Annotated in this window: 14 protein-coding genes; 11 read left to right on the top strand and 3 right to left on the bottom strand. The window is 59.5% G+C overall.

Translation table 11 applies throughout. From position 1 onward, the window contains the following. Nucleotides 1-26: 26 nt before the first annotated feature. The 3 genes from KTQ42_RS22140 (at nt 27) to KTQ42_RS22130 (ending at nt 3576) form a co-directional block, all read left to right on the top strand. Nucleotides 27-1265, top strand: coding sequence for an ArgE/DapE family deacylase (locus KTQ42_RS22140; RefSeq protein WP_217347786.1), 1239 nt, complete (start codon nt 27-29; stop codon nt 1263-1265). Between the two features lie 40 nt (nt 1266-1305). Further along, entirely contained in the window at nt 1306-2748 is a 1443-nt protein-coding gene (locus KTQ42_RS22135) for a UvrD-helicase domain-containing protein (protein WP_217347785.1), read from the top strand. 300 nt (nt 2749-3048) lie between these two features. After that, nucleotides 3049-3576 carry a hypothetical protein gene (locus tag KTQ42_RS22130; protein WP_217347784.1) on the top strand — a complete coding sequence of 176 codons (528 nt, stop codon included), beginning with the start codon at nt 3049-3051 and terminating at the stop codon, nt 3574-3576. A gap of 51 nt (nt 3577-3627) precedes the next feature. Here KTQ42_RS22130 and KTQ42_RS22125 read toward each other — a convergent pair whose 3' ends face one another. Continuing rightward, nucleotides 3628-4974, bottom strand: coding sequence for a replication initiation protein (locus tag KTQ42_RS22125; RefSeq protein WP_217347783.1), 1347 nt, complete (start codon nt 4972-4974; stop codon nt 3628-3630). A 1647-nt stretch (nt 4975-6621) separates the two neighbouring features. Here KTQ42_RS22125 and KTQ42_RS22120 point away from each other — a divergent pair. Together KTQ42_RS22120 and KTQ42_RS22115 are read left to right on the top strand one after the other, a co-directional pair. Further along, nucleotides 6622-7776, top strand: a complete 1155-nt coding sequence (locus KTQ42_RS22120) for a ParA family protein (protein WP_217347782.1) — start codon at nt 6622-6624, stop codon at nt 7774-7776. Then, complete coding sequence (locus KTQ42_RS22115; RefSeq protein WP_217347781.1) at nt 7776-8708, top strand: ParB/RepB/Spo0J family partition protein; 933 nt, start codon at nt 7776-7778, stop codon at nt 8706-8708. Before KTQ42_RS22120 ends, KTQ42_RS22115 begins: the two co-directional genes overlap by 1 nt. A 259-nt stretch (nt 8709-8967) precedes the next feature. Here the strand turns inward: KTQ42_RS22115 and KTQ42_RS22110 are convergent, their stop codons facing one another. Next, on the bottom strand, nt 8968-9972 hold the full coding sequence (locus tag KTQ42_RS22110; protein WP_217347780.1) for a DUF2272 domain-containing protein: 1005 nt from the start codon (nt 9970-9972) through the stop codon (nt 8968-8970). Nucleotides 9973-10078: 106 nt separating this feature from the next. Between KTQ42_RS22110 and KTQ42_RS22105 the strand changes: the two genes are divergently transcribed. Then, a complete protein-coding gene (locus KTQ42_RS22105; RefSeq protein ID WP_217347779.1) occupies nt 10079-10285 on the top strand; it encodes a hypothetical protein in 207 nt (68 codons plus the stop codon). Nucleotides 10286-10388: 103 nt separating this feature from the next. Here KTQ42_RS22105 and KTQ42_RS22100 read toward each other — a convergent pair whose 3' ends face one another. Then, complete coding sequence (locus tag KTQ42_RS22100) at nt 10389-10997, bottom strand: Crp/Fnr family transcriptional regulator (RefSeq protein ID WP_217347778.1); 609 nt, start codon at nt 10995-10997, stop codon at nt 10389-10391. Between the two features lie 403 nt (nt 10998-11400). Between KTQ42_RS22100 and frc the strand changes: the two genes are divergently transcribed. From frc to KTQ42_RS22075, 5 genes are all read left to right on the top strand, one after another. Further along, nucleotides 11401-12651: a formyl-CoA transferase gene (gene frc, locus KTQ42_RS22095; protein ID WP_217347777.1), complete on the top strand. Its 1251-nt coding sequence runs from the start codon at nt 11401-11403 to the stop codon at nt 12649-12651. A gap of 194 nt (nt 12652-12845) precedes the next feature. Then, on the top strand, nt 12846-14552 hold the full coding sequence (locus KTQ42_RS22090; RefSeq protein ID WP_217347776.1) for an NAD(P)H-dependent oxidoreductase subunit E: 1707 nt from the start codon (nt 12846-12848) through the stop codon (nt 14550-14552). A gap of 2 nt (nt 14553-14554) precedes the next feature. Further along, nucleotides 14555-17449 carry a formate dehydrogenase subunit alpha gene (fdhF, locus tag KTQ42_RS22085; protein WP_217347775.1) on the top strand — a complete coding sequence of 965 codons (2895 nt, stop codon included), beginning with the start codon at nt 14555-14557 and terminating at the stop codon, nt 17447-17449. Further along, complete coding sequence (locus tag KTQ42_RS22080; protein ID WP_217347774.1) at nt 17446-18291, top strand: formate dehydrogenase accessory sulfurtransferase FdhD; 846 nt, start codon at nt 17446-17448, stop codon at nt 18289-18291. Before fdhF ends, KTQ42_RS22080 begins: the two co-directional genes overlap by 4 nt. A 120-nt stretch (nt 18292-18411) precedes the next feature. Further along, nucleotides 18412-19347, top strand: coding sequence for a histone deacetylase family protein (locus KTQ42_RS22075; RefSeq protein ID WP_217347773.1), 936 nt, complete (start codon nt 18412-18414; stop codon nt 19345-19347). Nucleotides 19348-19851 lie beyond the last annotated feature (504 nt).

The raw sequence follows: 19851 nt of genomic DNA, 5'->3' as shown, positions 1-19851 counted from the left end.
CCGCCCATCGCATGTCTGAAAGACCCATGACTTCATCCTCACCCCATGCAAGACTGGCTTCCTGGATCGATGCGCATTTCGATGAGGAAGTCGGCTTTCTGGCTGACATCGTGCGCATTCCCACCGACACCCCGCCCGGCAACAACGCGCCCCATGCCGAAGCGGTGGCCGCCATGATCAGGCAGCTCGGCTGGCAGGTCGAGCAGCACCCGGTGCCGCAGCAGGCGGTGCATGATTACGGCATGGCCAGCATCACCAACCTGATCGTGCGCCGCCGCTATGCCGACGGCGGACCGACGCTGGCGCTCAATGCGCATGGCGACGTGGTGCCCCCGGGCGAAGGCTGGACCAGGCCGCCCTATGGAGCCGTAATCGAAGACGGGCGGATGTTTGGCCGCGCCACTGCGGTGTCGAAGTCCGATTTCGCGACCTACCTCTTTGCCGCGCGCGCGATCGAAGCGCTGGGTCTGCCGCTGCGCGGCGCGCTGGAACTGCATTTCACCTACGACGAGGAGTTCGGCGGCAATCTGGGCCCGGGCTGGCTGCTCGCGCAGGGCCTCACCCGGCCCGACTACCTGATCGGCGCCGGGTTCAGCTATAACGTGGTCAATGCGCACAATGCCTGCCTGCAGTTCGAAGTGACGGTGCATGGCAAGGCCACCCATGGCTCGATTCCGGAAACGGGGCATGACGCATTGCAGGCCGCCACCCAAGTCCTGAACGCGATCTATGCGGAAGTGCCGCGGCTGAAGTCCATCCGTTCCGCGATTGCCGGCATCAGCCATCCTACCCTGATTGTCGGCCGTATCGATGGCGGCACCAATACCAATGTCGTGCCCGGCAAGGTGGTTCTGAAGATGGACCGGCGCATGATTCCCGAAGAAGACCCGGCGCAGGTCGAGGCCGGCGTACGACGGCTGATCGAGGAAGCGGTGCAGGGCGTGCCGGGCATCCGGGTCGAGATCCGGCGACTGCTGCTGGCCCATGCGCTGCGACCCTTGCCCGGCCAGGAAAAGCTGGTCGGCAGCCTGCGCCGAAATGCGCGCGCAGTGCTTGGCGAGGAGATCACCGTGCTCGGGTCGCAACTCTATACGGATGCCCGGCTCTACAGCGAGCACGGCATACCGGCCGTGCTGTACGGCGCCGGTCCGCGTACGGTGCTCGAATCCAACGCCAAGCAGGCCGATGAGCATCTGGTGCTGGAAGACTTGCGCGCCGCCACCAAGGTCGTTGCCATGACCCTGCTCGATTTCTTGACCGCCTGAGGCCGGCAGGGTACGCAGAAAGGAGAAGGTACAAAGCAGCGTGAATCACATCGTTCTGACCGGAGAGCAGGCGGCGGTGGTGCAAAGCACTGCCGCCAACCTGGTGGTCAATGCCTATGCCGGTACCGGCAAGACCACCACGCTGCGCGAATACGCACGGGCGCGCCCGGATCAGCGCATCCTTTATCTGGCATTCAACAAGGCTACCGCGAGTGAAGCCGCGCTCAGCTTCCCGCCCAACGCCACCTGCCGCACCATCCATTCGCTGGCCTACACAGCGCTGGGCCACCGCTACCGACACAAGCTGTTGCCGCTGCGTCCCAACGACATCATGCAGCTCTACCAAGGCGTCACCGCCGCGATGGCCGATCTGCTGGTGCGCACCGTGGAGAGCTTCATGGTGTCGGCCGACGTGGCAATCGGCATCGAGCATGTGCCGTTCGAGCTGGCCATGTCGGACCGCCAGCAGTTTGCCGCGGCGGCCCGGCGGCTGTGGAACGACATGACGGATGCCGACAAGGCCGTCCCGCTGCCGCATGACGGTTATCTGAAGCTTTACCAGCTGTCGCGCCCGGTGCTGACGCGACGGCATGACATCGTCCTGCTGGATGAAGCGCAGGACACCAATCCCGTGACCGCCGATATCGTTTTTTCGCAGCGCTGCGCTAAAGTGCTGGTGGGCGACCGCCATCAATCCATTTACGGATTCCGGGGCAGCATCAATGCGATGGACAGGTTGCCCGAAGGCGAGGCGCATTACCTGACCCATTCGATGCGCTTCGGCGAGCCTGTGGCTAGGGTCGCAAGCCTGCTGCTGCACGCGCTGAAGGGAGAACGCCAGTCGATCAAGGGCAGAGGCGTAATGGCTGCATCGCCCTTCCGTATCGACCGCACCCGTCCCCATGCAATTATCTGCCGCACCAATGCCTCGGTGTTCTCGCGGGCGGTGCAGGCCATCGACCGCAGCCGCATCCATTTCATCGGTGGCGTACAAAACTACCTGCTGGGCAAGCTGACCGATGTGCACCATCTCTGGAGCGGACGCGCGGATCTCGTCAAGGACGGTTTCTACCGTGCCTTCGTGGATTTCGATGCACTCGCCCTGTATGGGCGCGAGACCGCGGACAAGGACATCCTGTCGGTTGTTTCCGTGGTCAAGGAGTACGGCGCCGCCCTGCCCCGCCTGATCGACCAGGTCAGCGCCAGCGCCTGCGCGCAGCCAGGCGAGGCCAGCCTGCTGCTGATGACGGCGCACCGCTCCAAGGGCCTAGAATTCGACCAGGTGCTGCTTGACGACGACTTCCATGATCTGGTCGACAAGAAAGGCCAGCCCAATCGGGGTGCAATGGATGCGCATGCGTTCGAGCAGGAAGTCAACCTGCTCTACGTCGCCCTGACGCGTGCGCGGCATGCGGTGGAACTGAACCCCCAGCTGCAGGCAGTGCTGGACGCGGTGCAGACTGGAAAGCTGCAGGCGTCCTGATCGGATGCCGGTGCTGTTTTCGGGGCGGACCGGGTCACGCGGTACAATACCGTCCTGACACGGTTGCCATGAAGGCAATCCCATCTGCCATACCGGGCCGGTGGCCCGGATCTCTGATGCGACAAGCAGGCAGCCTGGCCAAGTCTCGTAACTGTGTGCCGGCAATCCTTCTTGCTTCAATGGTTTGAAGCGGCATCAGAACGAAGCGACAAAGACCGTGTCATAAATTGATCGACGGCGGGCGGCTGGCATCATGCCAGCCTTTAAGCCTGCTGCTAATTCCCTCGGAGAACCTGAACATTGAGTGCAACCAGAACCAAGCGCTGGAATGGCGACATTGCCACCCTGCCAGCCGACTACGCCAAGGGCGTACTTGAAAAAATGGCCGCCTATGGCGACCGGGTACAATTTTCACTGACCAGCGGCGGCATCGAGCCCAGCTATCAGGTCATTAACGACATGGGCAAGGCGATTGCCTTCGACCGTCAGCACCACCTGCTGCAGGGTCAGGAGGAACTGTTCGCTGGCGCCAATGCAACGCCGGTGATGAATGCCGAGCAGCTCAACAAGGCGCTATCAGGTTACGGTGGCAGCGCCCGCGGTGGCAGCCGCACAGGCCGCGCCGTGAAAAGCGCCAGCGGTCCGACCAAGACGGCCGCCGCGCGACTGGACGAGCAGGTTGCAGCCGCCCGCTATGCTTATTTCAAGACCAACCGGGCGACGCTGCCGGCGCGCATCGCAGAATATTCCGGCGAGATCGACCAGTTGCTCAAGAAAGGCAAGCCGGTCGAGGAAGCATTTGCGGAAGTGGTCAAAAAGTACTTCTGATGGTGGCGTTTTGCCAGCCTCTGTCGGCTGGCAAAACGCCCTGCTATCGGCTTAGCCCTTCTGCATGCTGCTGACAGCGGCAAAGGCCAGAAGGTCGGTGTCGGTCGGTTCGGCCCACTGCGTCTCGGCAAACCACATGCTGAATGCGGAGCGCGCGCTTGCCGTGGACAAGCCGCGCGACAGGTTCAAGCCCTTGGCGGCCGCACTCTCCTTGAAACGGAACAGCCAGTCGCTCTGATCGCTGGCAGGCAATTCGTTGTACATGCCCAGCGCATCCCTGGCCCGGTCGGCAAGAAAACGCTCGCGGATCGCATTGATCGACGCCTCCACACTGGGCGGCTTTTCCATCTTCTGGATATTCTTTCTCGCGATATCCACATTCGACGCATAACCATCCCGCAAGGCCTGCTTGAAGTAGCCTGCCGGCGACCCGATTGCACCGGCGCGGGGATTGCTGACACGGCTCTCGGTAAGCTCCAGCGTCGCGCGCAGCTTGCCGTCTTCGGTGGTCGCCAGGGTATTGCAGGCGTCCTCCTGCGACAGGCCCAGGGCCATCATGCGCTGCACCAGGTCGCCATCGATGATGGGCGGCGCCGACAGGGCCAGCGCTTCCTGCTGGGCAGGCTCCACCTTGAACTGCAGGCTGACGATCTTGCGGCCCTGCTTATGCTCGATGAGCTCGACATTGATGTCGGTGACCATGTTGATTTCGCTAATGGCGTATTTCAGCACGTCGCGCTTGAAGTACTTGTACTCCGGAATCGCGTCGCTGACCGGATTGCCCGTGAGCGCGCCATACCACCATGACCATTCGGCCCGATTGGTGAGCTTGGAAGGATTGGTGGCATAGCGCCTACAGATTTCATACAACGCCAGGCTGGCGCCTGAGCGCAGCAGGGCCTGGTAATACACCGACAGCTTGGTATAGGATCCCGGCGCCATCACCATGCTCTCCACCTCAGGTGGAAAGGCAAAGCCAAACCAGAGCATGCCGCCCTGCTTCTTCAGCCCGCGCGGATTGACCAGCTTCACCGACGACACCAGGCGCTCGCTGGTCCACTGGATTGCGTCCTCGGAAAAGATCCGGATGTTCTGCAGTTCCTGCACCTGTTCCTTAAACAACTCGGTGTCGCGACTGTCGTAGGCGGCGTCGCGTGCGAGTTCGGCCAGGGGAATCCAGTAATAATTCTTGGCGGCCTCGGTATCGATCGGCGCGTTCTCGCCCTTGTGGCGGATGCGCTGCGCGTGGTACACCATGACATTGAATATTTTGCGCGACAACAACGACAACCTTCCCTCCGACACCCGCAAGCCGATTGCCTCGTTTGTCTTGCGGAATTCCTTGAGCTCGGTACTTCCGCCGCTGCTGGTTTTACCTGCTTTCTTTTTTGCTGTCATAGCGTCATATGGTGAGAAGCGGCCTACCAGGCAGGCTCACCGCGAGGATGGTGCCCGAAAAGTGAGAAGAACGCAATCACCGTCGTTGCATGATTTCCACCCTCCAGGATGGAGTTAGATATCACGGTCCCCGTAGGCTCTCACCTTTAAGGGATTCTTTCCCTGTTTCCACTCACCGAGGTCCCTGTGGTGGCTCACCGAAATCCCGCTCAAACCCTGTGCAGTCTCACCTTGGTCCCTGCCCGACCTCACCAAGATCCCTGTAAAACCTCACCTCAATTCGCGCTTGGCCTTACTGGTATTGCCCTTCCCGGGTTTTAAGGTTTACAAAGCTTTAAGGTGTTTACTTATTCAAACTCTCAAGGGCATCGGGCTGGCGTACTCATACACAAACACGCAAACCACAAAACAACGATCGTTCGCTCCTCGCGAAACGTTTGATACGCGCAAAACCGCCCAGCAGGAAAGGTCCGGTGCCTGTAAAAGCTCACCATAGACGGGCATAAAAGCTACCAATCGACGGATGAGTTCGCGGATATCCTTTGTAACGCCGACTTTTTCACGCATTCACTGGGAAGATCAGCTTGCGATGCGCTGTTGAAATAATTTCGACATGGCTGCTACCTGTAAAGACTCACCTTATTACTCAAACTACGATTGAACTGCCGCAATGGTGATAATAAACAGGGACTGATCTTAAGCCGAGATCCCTGTAAAGGCTCACCATAAAAAAATGCTTGCAAAACTTGCTTCAACATGACGTCAAAAAAGCCTGTTTCAACCTTTATGGTGAGGCTTTACGGGTATTCAAAGCGGCATGTCCCTGTAAAGCCTCACCATACTGCCTTTGGACACGAATGTTATCCCTGCTGAGTCTCACCTTTAGAGCGGCTTCAGCATGCCCACCCCGTCGTTAACACCCAGTGGACCCGTCGACCGTGTTAAGACTAATCGCCCGATCCCCTCCAGAACTCATCGCCGCGTCTTATTCCGGATTGTTCCCGTCGGTCTTGCTCAAGCAAGTCAAACTGCAATCGCTCAGTGAGCGGCGCTGTTCGTTATGCCCAAGCCGGCAGGCAACAACCGGCACCATGTGGTGGGCCAGCAGGATTTCTACAAACCTCCCTGCCTCGCGTTTCCTACTACCAGTTTTCGCATTCGCTCCAGCGCGTGTCAACCAGCCCTGTGATCCGACTGGGACGGAGCAATCCCTGCAAAAGCTCACCATAACTCATTAAAGGAAGCTGCGACAAACCGCCTTTACCTGTAGAAGCTCACCATTGGCTCGAGCTAGCCGTTCCATATGGCCAAAAAGGCGCGAGTTTGATCTTGTTTGTACAGCCTGAAGGGTTTTGTAGCCCGAAGCCCGCCAAGGCGACCAGGGAGGCTCTTATAGGACCGACTACCTACACAGGTCCCCGTTGGATCTCACCTTTAGCGGCTTATTAGACTTTGTATGGACGTCTGAGAATGCTGCGGCGCTCTGCGGTTTCCTCACCGCTTTCTGATGTTGCCTGCATAAAAAAGCTTTGGTGCTTTTGGTAGGTTATTTTCCTCAAATCGAGGTTAAACCTACCAAATGAGTTGACACACGCATAGGTGGTGCAGACAATGCGTGCTTTAGTAGTTAACTAGGGGAGGGAAAGGATGAGATCGACATTTGCCTTACAGGATGACGTTGTTTATCGACTTAAAGCAGCGGCGGCATTGCTCAATATTTCGGAGAACACGCTACGCAATCATTTGCGCGATAGCGGTCTGGAAATACAAAGGGCAAACAAGAAAAATCCTGCATCGCCAGCAGTCAGATTGTTCAGCATTGCCGATATATTCCGTCTGGCCCAGTGGCGACGGGAGCAGGAGCTGGTAAAACGTCTTTCCTCCGCGCCTATTGTGATTGCGGTCGATCTCATTAAAGGTGGGGTTGGCAAGTCAACCACAGCAGGTGAGCTGGGCGTCCAGCTCTCCTTACTAGGGTATCGGGTCCTCATGATCGATCTCGATGTCCAGTCCAACCTGACGCAACTGATGGGTTACGAAAGCGACCTGACAGTGGACGAGGCAGCACAGCATGACCTGAATGAAGATGGGATTGTCACTGGGACATTTGCGACTGTCTGCACTCAGTATATGGAGAGCAAAAGCGGTCGTGGCACACGAATGGAGAACGTTGCCGGTCTGATCAAGCGCCCCTTTGGAATACATGGCCCTGCATTGGTCGCATCGGATACCTTCCTTGGGGACCTTGAACAGGCCTTTACCTACGCTAAAGGTAATCGGGAGCTGGTGTTTCGCAATCTTTTCAAGGACTCAGCTGCCGGACAAGTGCCGGGCCTTAATGTTTCCGAATTTGACTTCGTCATATTCGATTGTCCTCCGTCGATTTCCTTCTCTTCCACAAATGCAATAGCCGCTGCGGACTTAGTCATCGCGCCCATCCGCATGGACTCCTTTGCAGTAAAAGGCCTATCCAGACTCGTCTCGGAAATCAATGGGCTTGCCGAGCGTTCGCCGGAAGTGCGTCCTCAACTAATGATATTGCCGACGCATTACTCAACTAACATCACTAGGGTATCTCGGATGCAGCAGCAACTCCAGGCTTATAAAACCAATTTGTCTCCGACAGTGATTTCTTCCAGTGAACTCTTCCCTAAAACACAAGAAAACTACCTGCCGCTCACACTGCAGCAACCAACGGCTGCACCTGTTGGGGAGTATCGTCTATTTACAGAATTTGTTCTGTCGGTAACAGGGAAGCTGGCCAAGAAGCAGGCAGCAGGCACGAACATGGAGGCTGCATAATGAAGCAACGACTTGCACCACGGATGCCCTTGGCGTCATTGAAAACGTTTGATCAGACAGAAGCCGTGTCAAAGTCTTTTCAGGACGAGCAAGCTGTAACTGAACCTCGACCGATGCCTGACCCAGCTTCTTTATCCGGCCATAGCCATGCGTCAGCGGCAGAGATTCCTATCGCATTGATAGATAAAAGTCCGCATCAACCACGACTGATCTTCGATCCCGAAGCAATCGATGCACTGGCCGCTTCGATCAGCGAATCTGGCTTGATGTCGCCTATAACCGTCAAGACCAAAGAGAATGGCCGTTACGAATTGATCGGCGGCGAACGCCGTTTGCGTGCCCATCAGATTCTGGGCAAGCAACAAATTCCGGCATTCGTACTGGAAAACATTTCCGTAACAGATGCGGCAATAGGTGCGCTTGCCGATAATGAAGCCAAGCGGTCCTTATGTGACTATGAGCGCGGCAAGGCGTACAGACGGACCCTCACAATGTCGACGGAAGCCGGAAAGCCATTGACGCAGGGAACACTGGCTAGGCGTATCGGCGTTTCGGACGCAACTATTAGCCGCTGTCTCGCGTTCTTTGATTTGCCGCAGGAAGCGATCGCCATGCTTGACGAAAAGCCGAATTTGATTGGCGCGAAAAATGCGGCAAGTCTTGTGACTTTGGCGAAAAAGGGGCACAGCCGTATTGTGATCCAGGCACTCCGGCGGATAAGCCACGATGGCGCATCTGAGCAAGGTGCTGTGAATTGGGCCACGGGTGAAGTCAATCGTTTATCCAAAACCACCCAAGCTGCTGTCGCTTTGAAAATTAAAGGACAACATTTTGGTGATGTTGTAGTGGATGGAAGCCGGCTAATCATTAACTGCAAAAATGGTTATGCGCCGGAAGAAATTTTGTCGCGACTTTTGGAACTAGCTGACTAAATAGTGGCGCACAATCTGTGCGGTACATGGCCAAATTTTCACCGTGAAAATTTGGCTATTTTTTCACGGTGAAAATTTCAACCTAAACAGAACTCTTGCCACTGCCCAAGCGGTTAACAATCCCAAGTCATTGAAATTTAATAGAATTTATTGGAAATTGAACGAAAGTGGAGATTGTTCCCGCCTCAAACGGTCCTTAAATCGCTATATTGATAATGCACTTTTTCTCTCAAACACTGCACATCACGGTGCTTAATCTTCAACGCAGCTTTAGCAAGACACTCCATCGCTGCGTGTTGGAGTCCCACTCACGGCAACTTTTGTCTTTAGCACAAGCCGATGGCATACGCCTGATCGTGTTTCCAGTATAATGGCTCGCGGAAAGAAGGCCATTCCCGTTCAACTTCAATCGGCGCATCGCAATGGACTGCAAGACATTCCCGCCTACGGTCTCCATCTTGCTGGCCGTCCGGTCGACGAGCACCACGATCTCGCAATGAGATGCTGCCGTGAACCCTGGGCGAGTTACCGCAATTAGCCACTCCTCAAAGTTTTCAGGCGCCCGTGACCCGCGCGAATAGCAAAGTAAATCACCTTCGCGCGGCGGAGTATGTCGAGGGTCGCAAGCGCGATATATCCGGCGGGAGTCAGTACCAAACGCCTGTTTCACATATTGCCAGTGTGCGGCCGCGTACCGGAACTGTTCATCAGAAAGCCCTGCCTCATGCATCACATAAGAGATAAATGCCGCCGACCACGGCGAATCGCTGAGCGCGGCGCGTAGGGCAGCCTGGCGCAGGCTTTCATTCACGTCGGATGGCTCGAGGGCCAATCTCGCAAAAAGCTCACGCAGCGTCTTTTCAGTTGCAGTTCTGTCCTCAGCATCGCCATCAAGCGCACCCGGGTGTGCGATCACCTTGCGTGACAGAGCAACACTGGGAACATGCCGATCTAGTACAAGCCAGTATTCCCACACCCGCCGCCATGCAAGATGGCGAGCATCGCTTGAGTCGGGCTCGCCGGTCACGGCATTGAGCAATGACTCATTCTCCGTTTCAGTCGAGCCAAATTTCCATAGACGCCCAGCAGTATCAATCCGATGTCCGTTGAAACTTGCATATTCCTTTATTGCAGCCCTGACTATTTGGCTGCCGACTGCATTGTCTGGGAGGGTTTTAGCACATTCGTTCGCATCCGCTTCAATCGAACTGAAAAGCAAGGATAGACCGGCGCAACCCAGCACTAGAGCACGTACGGCATTCATTCAAATTTCATATATCAGATAACACCAGTCGAAATTGGAAATTGATTCCACCAGAGAATACATTTCTTGAAAACCCATCTTGCAATTTTGAATTCAAGGAATTTTCATGACTACCTCCGCCCTGAACTTCACTGAAACACTGCCCCGTGCTACCAGAGCAGTGAAGACGACCCGCCGCCCTCCGATGCTTCCATTCAGCCGCCTGCTTGGTCTCCTGCAGCAAAGCATGAACATGATGCAAGCCATTCCGGATAACGGCCGCATCAGCCCACGTCAACTGGCGAAAGTGCGGGCGATGGCGAACAGTATCTGACGCCTGACACGTTCTACGCGTTTGTAAAACAAAATGCCGGCTTCCAGAGCCGGCATTTTGTTTGGCGCGTTCTCCCGCCATCTCCTGTTGCCTATCAAGCGGCTTAAATCTTTCCCTGATTCTTCAGACGGCTCAATGTTTCCGGTGACAAATTCAGATAGGAAGCCAATTCCTTCTTCGGAAGGCGCTCAAACAGGTCGGCATGCTTGCGCACGAACCGGTGTACTCGTCCAGGCGCGTTCAGCAGATGCAGTGTGATGGTATGAGCCATGATTTCGCTCATCAGCTGCATCACCTCGAACTCGAAGGTTTGTTTCACTTCCGAATGGCTTTCGATGAACATCACCCATTGCGGCAAAGAGAGCTTAGCAACCCGCGCCTTGGTCACTGATACGATACTGTACGGTGTTGGCGTCTTGAGCCGCCATGCGGCATAGCTTGTTTCGATATCGCGCTCTGCAGCAAAGCGCAGGATCATTTCCTTGGCGTTCTGGTTGGTCACTGCCCGTTTGAGAATGCCATCGAGTATGAAATATTGCTCCATCTCGTAGATGCCTTGATGCAGCAGCACATCGCCCTTCTGGCAATCCACCACGGTGAGGTAGGGCTCAAGCGCAGCCATTTCGCTTTCCCTGAGGCTTTTCAGGACTTTATTCTGTTTGAGCTGGACGCGAATAATGTTTTTTTCTGGATGGCTTGCAACAGATGACATGTCTTGTTTCGTTATCAGGTCGGTAGGGCACTATGCGGCGAAAATTGACCCCGGTCAATGAGGAAAAGCAGGCCTGCTGGCTATGATGGCTTCAACGTGACGCGCAGTGTTTGGGCCCAGTCGCATGCAAGCTATCATGCATGATGTGATAAATGAAATCACTTTACAAGCGCATTAAACGGAAAAGTTTATTAGGATTAAGCAGTGGAATTTACTGTAGCAGTGCATTAAATACCGTCAATAAGCAATAGCATCATGGGTGCTTCAATGACGGTAAGCCAGCAAGGCAAGCGGCATCGACATGCCGCCCGGCTGGAACATGATGCAGCAAGTAGATTCTTTCGAGCCAGCCCGCAGAGGCGGCCGATGCTGACAGGTATATACACATCATCAGGAGACTTCAATGAGTAAAGCCCTCGACGGCGTCCGCATTCTCGACTTCACTCATGTCCAGTCCGGGCCCACCTGTACGCAGTTGCTGGCATGGTTCGGAGCAGACGTGATCAAGGTCGAGCGTGCCGGTGAAGGTGACGCGACCCGTGGACAGTTGCGCGACGTACCCGATGCCGACAGCCTCTACTTCACGATGCTGAACCATAACAAGCGCTCGATCACGCTGGACACCAAGAAGCAGGCCGGCAAGGAAGTGCTGGAAACCCTGATCAAGCAATGCGACGTGCTGGTGGAAAACTTCGCGCCTGGCGCGCTGGACCGCATGGGCTTTACTTGGGAACGGATCCAGGAACTCAACCCCCGCATGGTGGTGGCCTCGGTGAAGGGCTTTGGCCCAGGACCGTATGAAGACTGCAAGGTGTACGAGAACGTTGCGCAATGCGCGGGCGGCTCGGCGTCCACCACCGGCTTCGACGACGGCCCGCCGCTGGTCACCGGCGCGCAGATCGGCGACAGCGGCACTGGCCTGCACCTGGCGCTGGGCATCGTCACCGCGCTGTACCAGCGCAATAGCACCGGACGTGGCCAAAAGGTGCTGACCGCCATGCAGGATGCGGTGCTGAACCTGTGCCGCGTCAAGCTGCGCGACCAGCAGCGGCTTGAGCATGCCGGCGTGATGGAGGAATATCCGCAGTTCTCCGACGGTCGGAAATTCGGCGACGCAGTGCCCCGCGCCGGCAATGCTTCCGGTGGCGGACAGCCGGGCTGGATCCTGAAGTGCAAGGGCTGGGAGACCGATCCGAATGCCTATATCTATTTCATCGCTCAGGCGCCGGTATGGAAATCGATTTGCCAGGTCATCGGACGCGAGGAATGGATTACCGACCCTGACTATGCGACGCCACGCGCGCGCCTGCCGCGCCTGATGACGATCTTCGCCACGGTCGAGGAGTGGACCAAGACCATGACCAAGTTCGAGGCCATGGACATACTCAACAAGTACGACATTCCCTGCGGCCCCATCCTGTCGATGAAGGAAATCGCCGAGGAGCCGTCGCTGCGCAAGACCGGCACCGTGGTCGAGGTGGACCACCCGAAGCGCGGCAAGTACCTGACCGTGGGCAATCCGATCAAGCTGTCGGACAGCCTAACCGAAGTGACGCGTTCGCCGCTGCTGGGGGAACATACCGAGGAAGTGCTGACGCAGCTGGGTTATTCGGAACAGCAGATCGCAGCCCTGCGTGAAGAACGCGTGATCTGAACCGGAAGGCGCATAGGGTAGGGCAGGGACCGGGTGCCGGTCGGCCCTTCCCGGCCGGTTCGACGCCACCACCTCATCGATCAAACGTTGAATGCATGCCTGTTGCGCCTGATGCCGCGGGTGCCCCCGTTGCAGCCCTTTGAATGCATGGAAGAAGGCTTTAATTCATTAAACCCTGAGCTGGCTGGAAAACGATGAACAAGATAATCATTCCGATCGCGGTGCAAGGCGCAAGCAAACAGCGCAAGCGCCAGGCACCCAAGGGCCGGCGGGTCGATCCGCAGGCCCTGTCCGAAGTGCAGGCGCTCTTGGGCGACATGCCGCGCCGGCGCGACCTGCTGATCGAGTGCCTGCACCTGATCCAGGACCGCTACCGCTGCCTGTCGACACCGCATCTGGCCGCCCTGGCCCAGGAACTGCGCATGGCCCAGACCGAGGTCTACGAGGTCGCCAGCTTCTATCACCATTTCGATATCGTGCGCGAAGGCGAGGATGCGCCGGCCGCGCTCACCGTGCGCGTCTGCGACGGCATCGCCTGCGAACTGGCCGGCGCCGCTGAACTGATCGAGCGCCTGCCCGCCATCCTCGGCGCCGACGTGCGCGTGCTGGCCGCGCCCTGCGTGGGCCGCTGCGAACAGGCGCCGGTGGCCGTGGTCGGCCAGAAGCCCATCGCCCAGGCGCAGTGCGAGACCGTGCAGGCCGCCGTCCAGGCAGGCGAGGTCACCGATGTGCCCGCGCCCGGCTATCTCGACCATGCCGGCTATGTCGGGCAGGGCGGCTACCAGCTGCTGCAAAAGTGCATCTCGGGCGAGATCGATGTCGACAGCGTGCTGGCCACGATGGAATCGTCCGGCCTGCGCGGCCTGGGCGGCGCCGGCTTTCCGGCCGGGCGCAAATGGCGCATCGTGCGCGCCGAGGCCGGCCCGCGCCTGATGGCGGTCAACATCGACGAGGGCGAGCCCGGCACCTTCAAGGACCGGGTCTACCTCGAAACCGATCCGCACCGCTTCCTCGAAGGCATGCTCATTGCCGCCTGGGCGGTGGGCATCGAGGACATCTACATCTACCTGCGCGACGAGTACCACGGCTGCCGCGCGCTGCTGCAGCGCGAGCTGGCGGCCCTGCAGGCCCAGGCGCCGATGCCCGGCATGCCGCGCATTGTGCTGCGGCGCGGCGCCGGCGCCTATATCTGCGGCGAGGAGTCGGCCATGATCGAGTCCATCGAAGGCAAGCGCGGCATGCCGCGGCTGCGCCCGCCGTATGTGGCCCAGGTCGGCCTGTTCGGCCGGCCCACGCTGGAGCACAACTTCGAGACGCTGTACTGGGTGCGCGACATCCTGGAGAAGGGCGCGGACTGGTTTGCCTCGCATGGCCGGCATGGCAGGAAGGGGCTGCGCTCGTACTCGGTGTCGGGCCGGGTGAAGAACCCGGGCGTGAAGCTGGCGCCGGCGGGCATCACGATCCAGGAGCTGATCGACGAATACTGCGGCGGCATGCAGCAGGGCCATGCCTTCTATGCCTACCTGCCGGGCGGCGCGTCGGGCGGGATATTGCCGGCGACGATGAACGACATCCCGCTGGACTTCGACACGCTGCAGCCGCATGGCTGCTTCATCGGCTCGGCGGCGGTGGTGGTGCTGTCGGATGCCGACAGCGCCAAGGGCGCGGCGCGCAACCTGATGCGCTTCTTCAAGGACGAGTCGTGCGGGCAGTGCACGCCGTGCCGGGTGGGCACGGCCAAGGCGCTGACCCTGATCGAGAAGCCGGTATGGGACGTGCCCTTGCTGGCGGAGCTGTCGCAGGTCATGCGCGACGCCTCGATCTGCGGCCTGGGCCAGGCCGCGCCGAATCCGGTGGACTGCGTGGTCCGCTACTTTCCCCATGAACTGACCGGGAACTGAACATGAATGCCATTACCCGTAATGAAATTGCCCAGCTCGATGCGCCAGTGGTCGAGTTCACGCTGAATGGCCAGCCAGTCACTGCCTTCGTAACCGACACCATCATCGAAGTGGCTGACCGCGAAGGCGTATCGATACCGCGGCTGTGCTACAAGCCTGGCATGGACCCGGCCGGCAACTGTCGCGCCTGCATGGTGGAGATCAATGGCGAGCGGGCGCTGGCGCCTTCCTGCTGCCGCCGGCCAACGCCGGGCATGCAGGTCAGCAGCGACAGCGAGCGCGCCCAACACTCCCAGCGCATGGTGCTGGAGCTACTGCAGTCGGACATGCCCGAAGCCGATTACACGCTGCACAATGAAGTCGATGAATGGGCCGAGGAACTGGCGGTCGGCAAGCCGCGCTTCGAGCCGCGGGCCCGTGTCGCGCCCGACCTGTCGCATCCGGCCATTTCCGTCAATCTCGATGCCTGCATCCAGTGCACCCGCTGCGTGCGCGCCTGCCGCGACGAGCAGATGAATGACGTGATCGGCCTGGCGCTGCGCGGCCAGGCGGAAAAGATTGTTTTCGACATGGACGACCCGATGGGCAACTCCACCTGCGTCGCCTGCGGCGAATGCGTGCAGGCCTGCCCGACCGGCGCACTGATGCCCGCGCGCGAGGCCGCGCTGTCGGTGCCGGACAAGCAGGTCGACTCGGTCTGCCCGTATTGTGGCGTGGGTTGCCAGCTGACCTACAACGTCAAGGACAACAAGATCCTGTATGTCGAAGGCCGCGACGGCCCGGCCAACCATGGCCGGCTGTGCGTCAAGGGCCGCTATGGTTTCGACTATGCCCATCATCCGCATCGCCTGACGATGCCGCTGATCCGGCGCGAAGGCGTGCCCAAGACCGGCGACTTCACCATGGACCCGGACCGGGTGATGGACGTGTTCCGCGAAGCGACCTGGGAAGAAGCGCTGGACTTCGCCGGCGGCCGCCTGCGCAACATCCGCGATACCCATGGCAAGGGCGCGCTGGCCGGTTTCGGTTCCGCCAAGGGCAGCAACGAGGAAGCCTACCTGTTCCAGAAGCTGGTGCGCACCGGCTTTGGCAGCAACAACGTCGACCACTGCACCCGGCTGTGCCATGCCTCCTCGGTGGTGGCGCTGCTCGAAGGCATCGGCTCGGGCGCGGTATCGAACCCGGTGATGGATGTGACCAAGGCCGAGGTCATCGTAATCATCGGCGCCAACCCGACCGTGAACCATCCGGTGGCGGCGACCTGGATCAAGAATGCGGTAGCCAATGGCAGCAAGCTCGTCGTCTGCGACCCGCGCCGCTCGGAGCTGGCGCGCTTCGCTCACCGCTACATGCAGTTCAAGGCCGACACTGACGTGGCCATGCTCAACGCGATGATGCATGTGATCGTTGAAGAAGGCCTGGTGGACCAGGCTTTCATTGAAAGCCGCACCATAGGCTACGAGGAGCTGAAAGCCAACGTGGCGGAATACAGCCCGGAGAAGATGGCGCCGATCTGCGGCATCGATGCCGAGACGCTGCGTTACGTGGCGCGGCTGTATGCAACCTCGAAGTCGTCGATGATCCTGTGGGGCATGGGCGTATCCCAGCACGTGCATGGTACCGATAATGCCCGCTGCCTGATTGCGCTGGCCTTGATGACGGGCCAGATCGGCCGTCCCGGCACGGGCCTGCATCCGCTGCGCGGCCAGAACAATGTGCAGGGCGCGTCCGATGCCGGCCTGATCCCGATGATGTATCCGGACTACCAGCATGTGTCCGATCCAGCAGTGCAGTCCAGTTTCGAGCAGGCCTGGAAGGTGCCGGCGGGCACGCTGGACAGCAAGCCCGGCCTGACTGTGGTGGAAGTGATGCATGCGATCAAGCATGGCGATATCCGCGGCATGTATGTGATGGGCGAGAACCCGGCAATGTCCGACCCCGATGCCAACCATGCCCGCGAAGCGCTGGCCGCGCTCGACCACCTGGTGGTGCAGGACATCTTTCTGACCGAGACTGCCTACCTGGCTGACGTAATCCTGCCCGCCACAGCCTTCTCGGAGAAGACCGGCACCTTCACCAACACCGACCGCCTTGTGCAGATGGGACGCCAGGCCATCGATCCGCCGGGCCAGGCCAAGCCCGACCTGTGGATTATCCAGGAACTGGCGCGCCGCATCGGGCTCGACTGGAATTACGGCCATGTGTCGGAAGTCTTCGACGAGATGCGCCACACCATGCCCAGCATTGCCGGCATTACCTGGGAGCGGCTGGAACGCGACAATGCGGTGACCTATCCCTGCCGCAAGGAAGGCGATGCGGGCGACCCGGTAGTGTTCGTCGACAGCTTCCCGCGTGAATCGGGCAGGGCGCGCTTCGTGCCGGCGGATATCATTCCGGCGGCCGAGCGGCCGGACCATGACTACCCGATGGTTCTGATCACTGGCCGCCAGCTGGAGCACTGGCATACCGGCAGCATGACCCGGCGCGCCACGGTGCTTGACGCACTCGAGCCGGACCCGGTGGCGCTGGTGCATCCGCTGGACCTGGCGCAGATGAATATCCTGCCCGGCGACCTGATCACGATCGAATCCCGCCGCGGCAAAGTGTCCTTGTATGCCCGTGCCGATGAAGGCTCGCCACGCGGCGGCGTGTTCGTGCCGTTCTGCTATTACGAGGCCGCAATCAACCGGCTCACCAATTCCGCGCTGGACCCGTTCGCCAAGATACCGGAGTTCAAGTACTGCGCGATCCGGATCACGGCGGGTGGCGAGGCGCCGGCCCAGAGCAGTTATGGCGGTGGCCAGGCCCTGGAAGCGGTGGAAACCAGCCGGCAAGGCCGTCCTCTTGAAGGACTACTGGTCCGTAACCGGGAAGCGGATCCGCTTTCGCTGCTATGAAGCATCTTCCCTTCCTTTCCAATGCCGCCGCCACGCTGACCCACGACATCGACGTGCTGGACGAGCGGGGCAGGGCCAGCACCATTGCAATACCGGCCGAGCGGCCGTTGACGGTGTATGTCGACAAGCGCGAGCTGGTCACGCTGATGACGCTGGGCGGCGCGCCCGAGGCGCTGGTGCTGGGCTACCTTCGTAACCAGCGCCTGGTGAAGGACATCTCAGAGATCCGCTCGGTGCAGGTCGACTGGTCCGTCGATGCCGTGGCCGTCACAACGGTCAACGGCATCGCTGATATCGAGGAGCGCACTGCCCGCAAGGTGGTCACTACCGGCTGCGGCCAAGGCTCGGTGTTCGGCGGGCTGATGGATGAGGTCGACCGCATCGTGCTGTCGCCCCATGCGCGGCTGCGTCAGTCTGTGCTGTACAGCATCGTCAACACCATCCGCTTGCAGCAATCGATCTACAAGCAGGCTGGCTCGGTGCACGGCTGCGCGCTGTTTTCGGCGAAAGGCGAACTGATCTATTTCGTCGAGGACGTGGGCCGCCATAACGCGGTCGATGCGATCTCGGGCCTGATGTGGCTCGATGGCGTGCACGGCGATGACAAGGTCTTCTATACCACCGGCAGGCTGACTTCCGAGATGGTCATCAAGGGCGCGCAGATGGGAATTCCCTTCCTGCTGTCGCGCTCGGGAACGACCCAGATGGGCCACATGGTGGCGCAGCAGCTGGGCATGTCGCTGCTGACCCGCTGCACTGGCAAGCACTTCCTGCTGTTGACCGGGAAGGAAAGAATGGTGTTCGAGCCCGAATTGCTAGAGCTGGCCGCGCATGCCCATTGAGTTTCGTATTTTCTGTTTTCTCCGGCCAGCGATGGGACTAGCCACTCCGGCACCCCATGCCCTGGACCGGTTAGCTGAAAGGAGGCAATGCCGGTCGCGCAAGCGCCGGCATGCATCGCCATGACCACACGTATCTATACCCATGCCGCCTGCATGGAACACAAGCCCGGGCCAGGGCATCCCGAGTCGCCGGAGCGCCTGCGCGCCGTGCTGGCGGCACTGAAGGCGCCGGGCTTCGAAGCGCTGCAGTGGCAGGACGCGCCGCTGGGCACGCGGGACCAGGTGGCGCTGATTCACGACGCCGACTTCATCGACCAAATCATGGACAACGCGCCGAGCCGGGGTTACCTGGTGCTGGACGGCGGCGACACCGTGATGTCGCCCGGTTCGCTGGAAGCCGTCATGCGCTGCGTGGGCGCTGCCTGCGCCGGCGTCGACGCGGTGATGGCCGGCGAAGTCGACAATGTATTCTGCGCAACCCGGCCATGCGGCCACCATGCCGAGCCCGACCGGGCAATGGGCTTTTGCGTCTTCAACCAGGCCGCGATTGCGGCGGCCTATGCGGCCGAGCGCCATGGCCTGACGCGGGTTGCCGTGGTGGACTTCGATGTTCACCATGGAAACGGCACCCAGGCGGCCTTCTACAACAAGCCGGGCATGTTCTACGCGTCGAGCCATCAGTCGCCCTTCTATCCCGGCACTGGAAGCCGCAATGAAACCGGGGTTGACCATAACATCGTGAACCTGCCGCTGGCGCGCGGCTGCGACTCTGCCCAGTTCAGGGCCAGGAGCGAGGCCGAGATCCTGCCGGCATTGCGCGACTTCGCGCCTGAATTCCTCATCATTTCGGCCGGGTTCGATGCCCACCATCTGGACCCGCTGGCGTCGCTTGAATTGCAGGACGATGATTTTCGCTGGATAACCGATGAGCTGATGCGGATCGCCGATGCCACTTGCAAGGGCCGCGTCGTGTCAGTACTGGAAGGGGGATATAGCATGGAAGGCCTGGCCAATGGCACGGCGGCGCATGTGCGGCGGCTTATGGCTGCGGCCTGATCTGTTCAGGATGCAGGATGGGGAGCGATGGCCGGGAACGGGCCGGCATCGAATGCAATCAGACGTAGGTAGTCGAACATTAGATTAAGGAGACGATCATGGCGGCATGTCCAAAGTGCAATGGCAGCGGCATACTTCAATGTCACAGATGCAAGGGAACAGGAAAGGTCGCAAAGGAAAACAGCGAGGCGATCGTTAACATGGCGCCAGGCGAAAGCCCTGAGCCGGCCAGGTGCCCTTCCTGCCACGGTGTTGGCACCGAAGCCTGTTCCCGTTGCGACGGATCCGGCGTGGTTCACTGCTAGCGGGCGTTTGGCCTATACCAGCAGCCTCTGCAGTTGCGTTTGCTGGTGTGGGCCGACGAGCCCGTTGTCCGCAAAAGATCCACAGATTCATGTGCCCGCTCGCCGGGCACGTTCAAGCCCACGCTTTGCCTGCGTGGGCTTTTTACTTGCCGCTGCCCGAAAGCCCGCGGTCACTGCCCAATTTTTTCATGCTTGACCA

The organism is Noviherbaspirillum sp. L7-7A (assembly GCF_019052805.1).
Lineage (GTDB): Bacteria > Pseudomonadota > Gammaproteobacteria > Burkholderiales > Burkholderiaceae_D > Noviherbaspirillum_A.
Note: the sequence above shows the minus strand (reverse complement) of the source record. Positions and strands in the feature narration are given on the sequence as shown.

Coding starts and splice junctions, on each gene's coding strand:
- fdhF (WP_217347775.1), top strand. CDS start 14,555: ATGAATGCCATTACCCGTAATGAAATTGCCCAGCTCGATGCGCCAGTG.
- KTQ42_RS22080 (WP_217347774.1), top strand. CDS start 17,446: ATGAAGCATCTTCCCTTCCTTTCCAATGCCGCCGCCACGCTGACCCAC.
- frc (WP_217347777.1), top strand. CDS start 11,401: ATGAGTAAAGCCCTCGACGGCGTCCGCATTCTCGACTTCACTCATGTC.
- KTQ42_RS22110 (WP_217347780.1), bottom strand. CDS start 9,972: ATGAATGCCGTACGTGCTCTAGTGCTGGGTTGCGCCGGTCTATCCTTG.
- KTQ42_RS22100 (WP_217347778.1), bottom strand. CDS start 10,997: ATGTCATCTGTTGCAAGCCATCCAGAAAAAAACATTATTCGCGTCCAG.
- KTQ42_RS22125 (WP_217347783.1), bottom strand. CDS start 4,974: ATGACAGCAAAAAAGAAAGCAGGTAAAACCAGCAGCGGCGGAAGTACC.
- KTQ42_RS22120 (WP_217347782.1), top strand. CDS start 6,622: ATGAGATCGACATTTGCCTTACAGGATGACGTTGTTTATCGACTTAAA.
- KTQ42_RS22140 (WP_217347786.1), top strand. CDS start 27: ATGACTTCATCCTCACCCCATGCAAGACTGGCTTCCTGGATCGATGCG.
- KTQ42_RS22115 (WP_217347781.1), top strand. CDS start 7,776: ATGAAGCAACGACTTGCACCACGGATGCCCTTGGCGTCATTGAAAACG.
- KTQ42_RS22090 (WP_217347776.1), top strand. CDS start 12,846: ATGAACAAGATAATCATTCCGATCGCGGTGCAAGGCGCAAGCAAACAG.
- KTQ42_RS22075 (WP_217347773.1), top strand. CDS start 18,412: ATGACCACACGTATCTATACCCATGCCGCCTGCATGGAACACAAGCCC.
- KTQ42_RS22105 (WP_217347779.1), top strand. CDS start 10,079: ATGACTACCTCCGCCCTGAACTTCACTGAAACACTGCCCCGTGCTACC.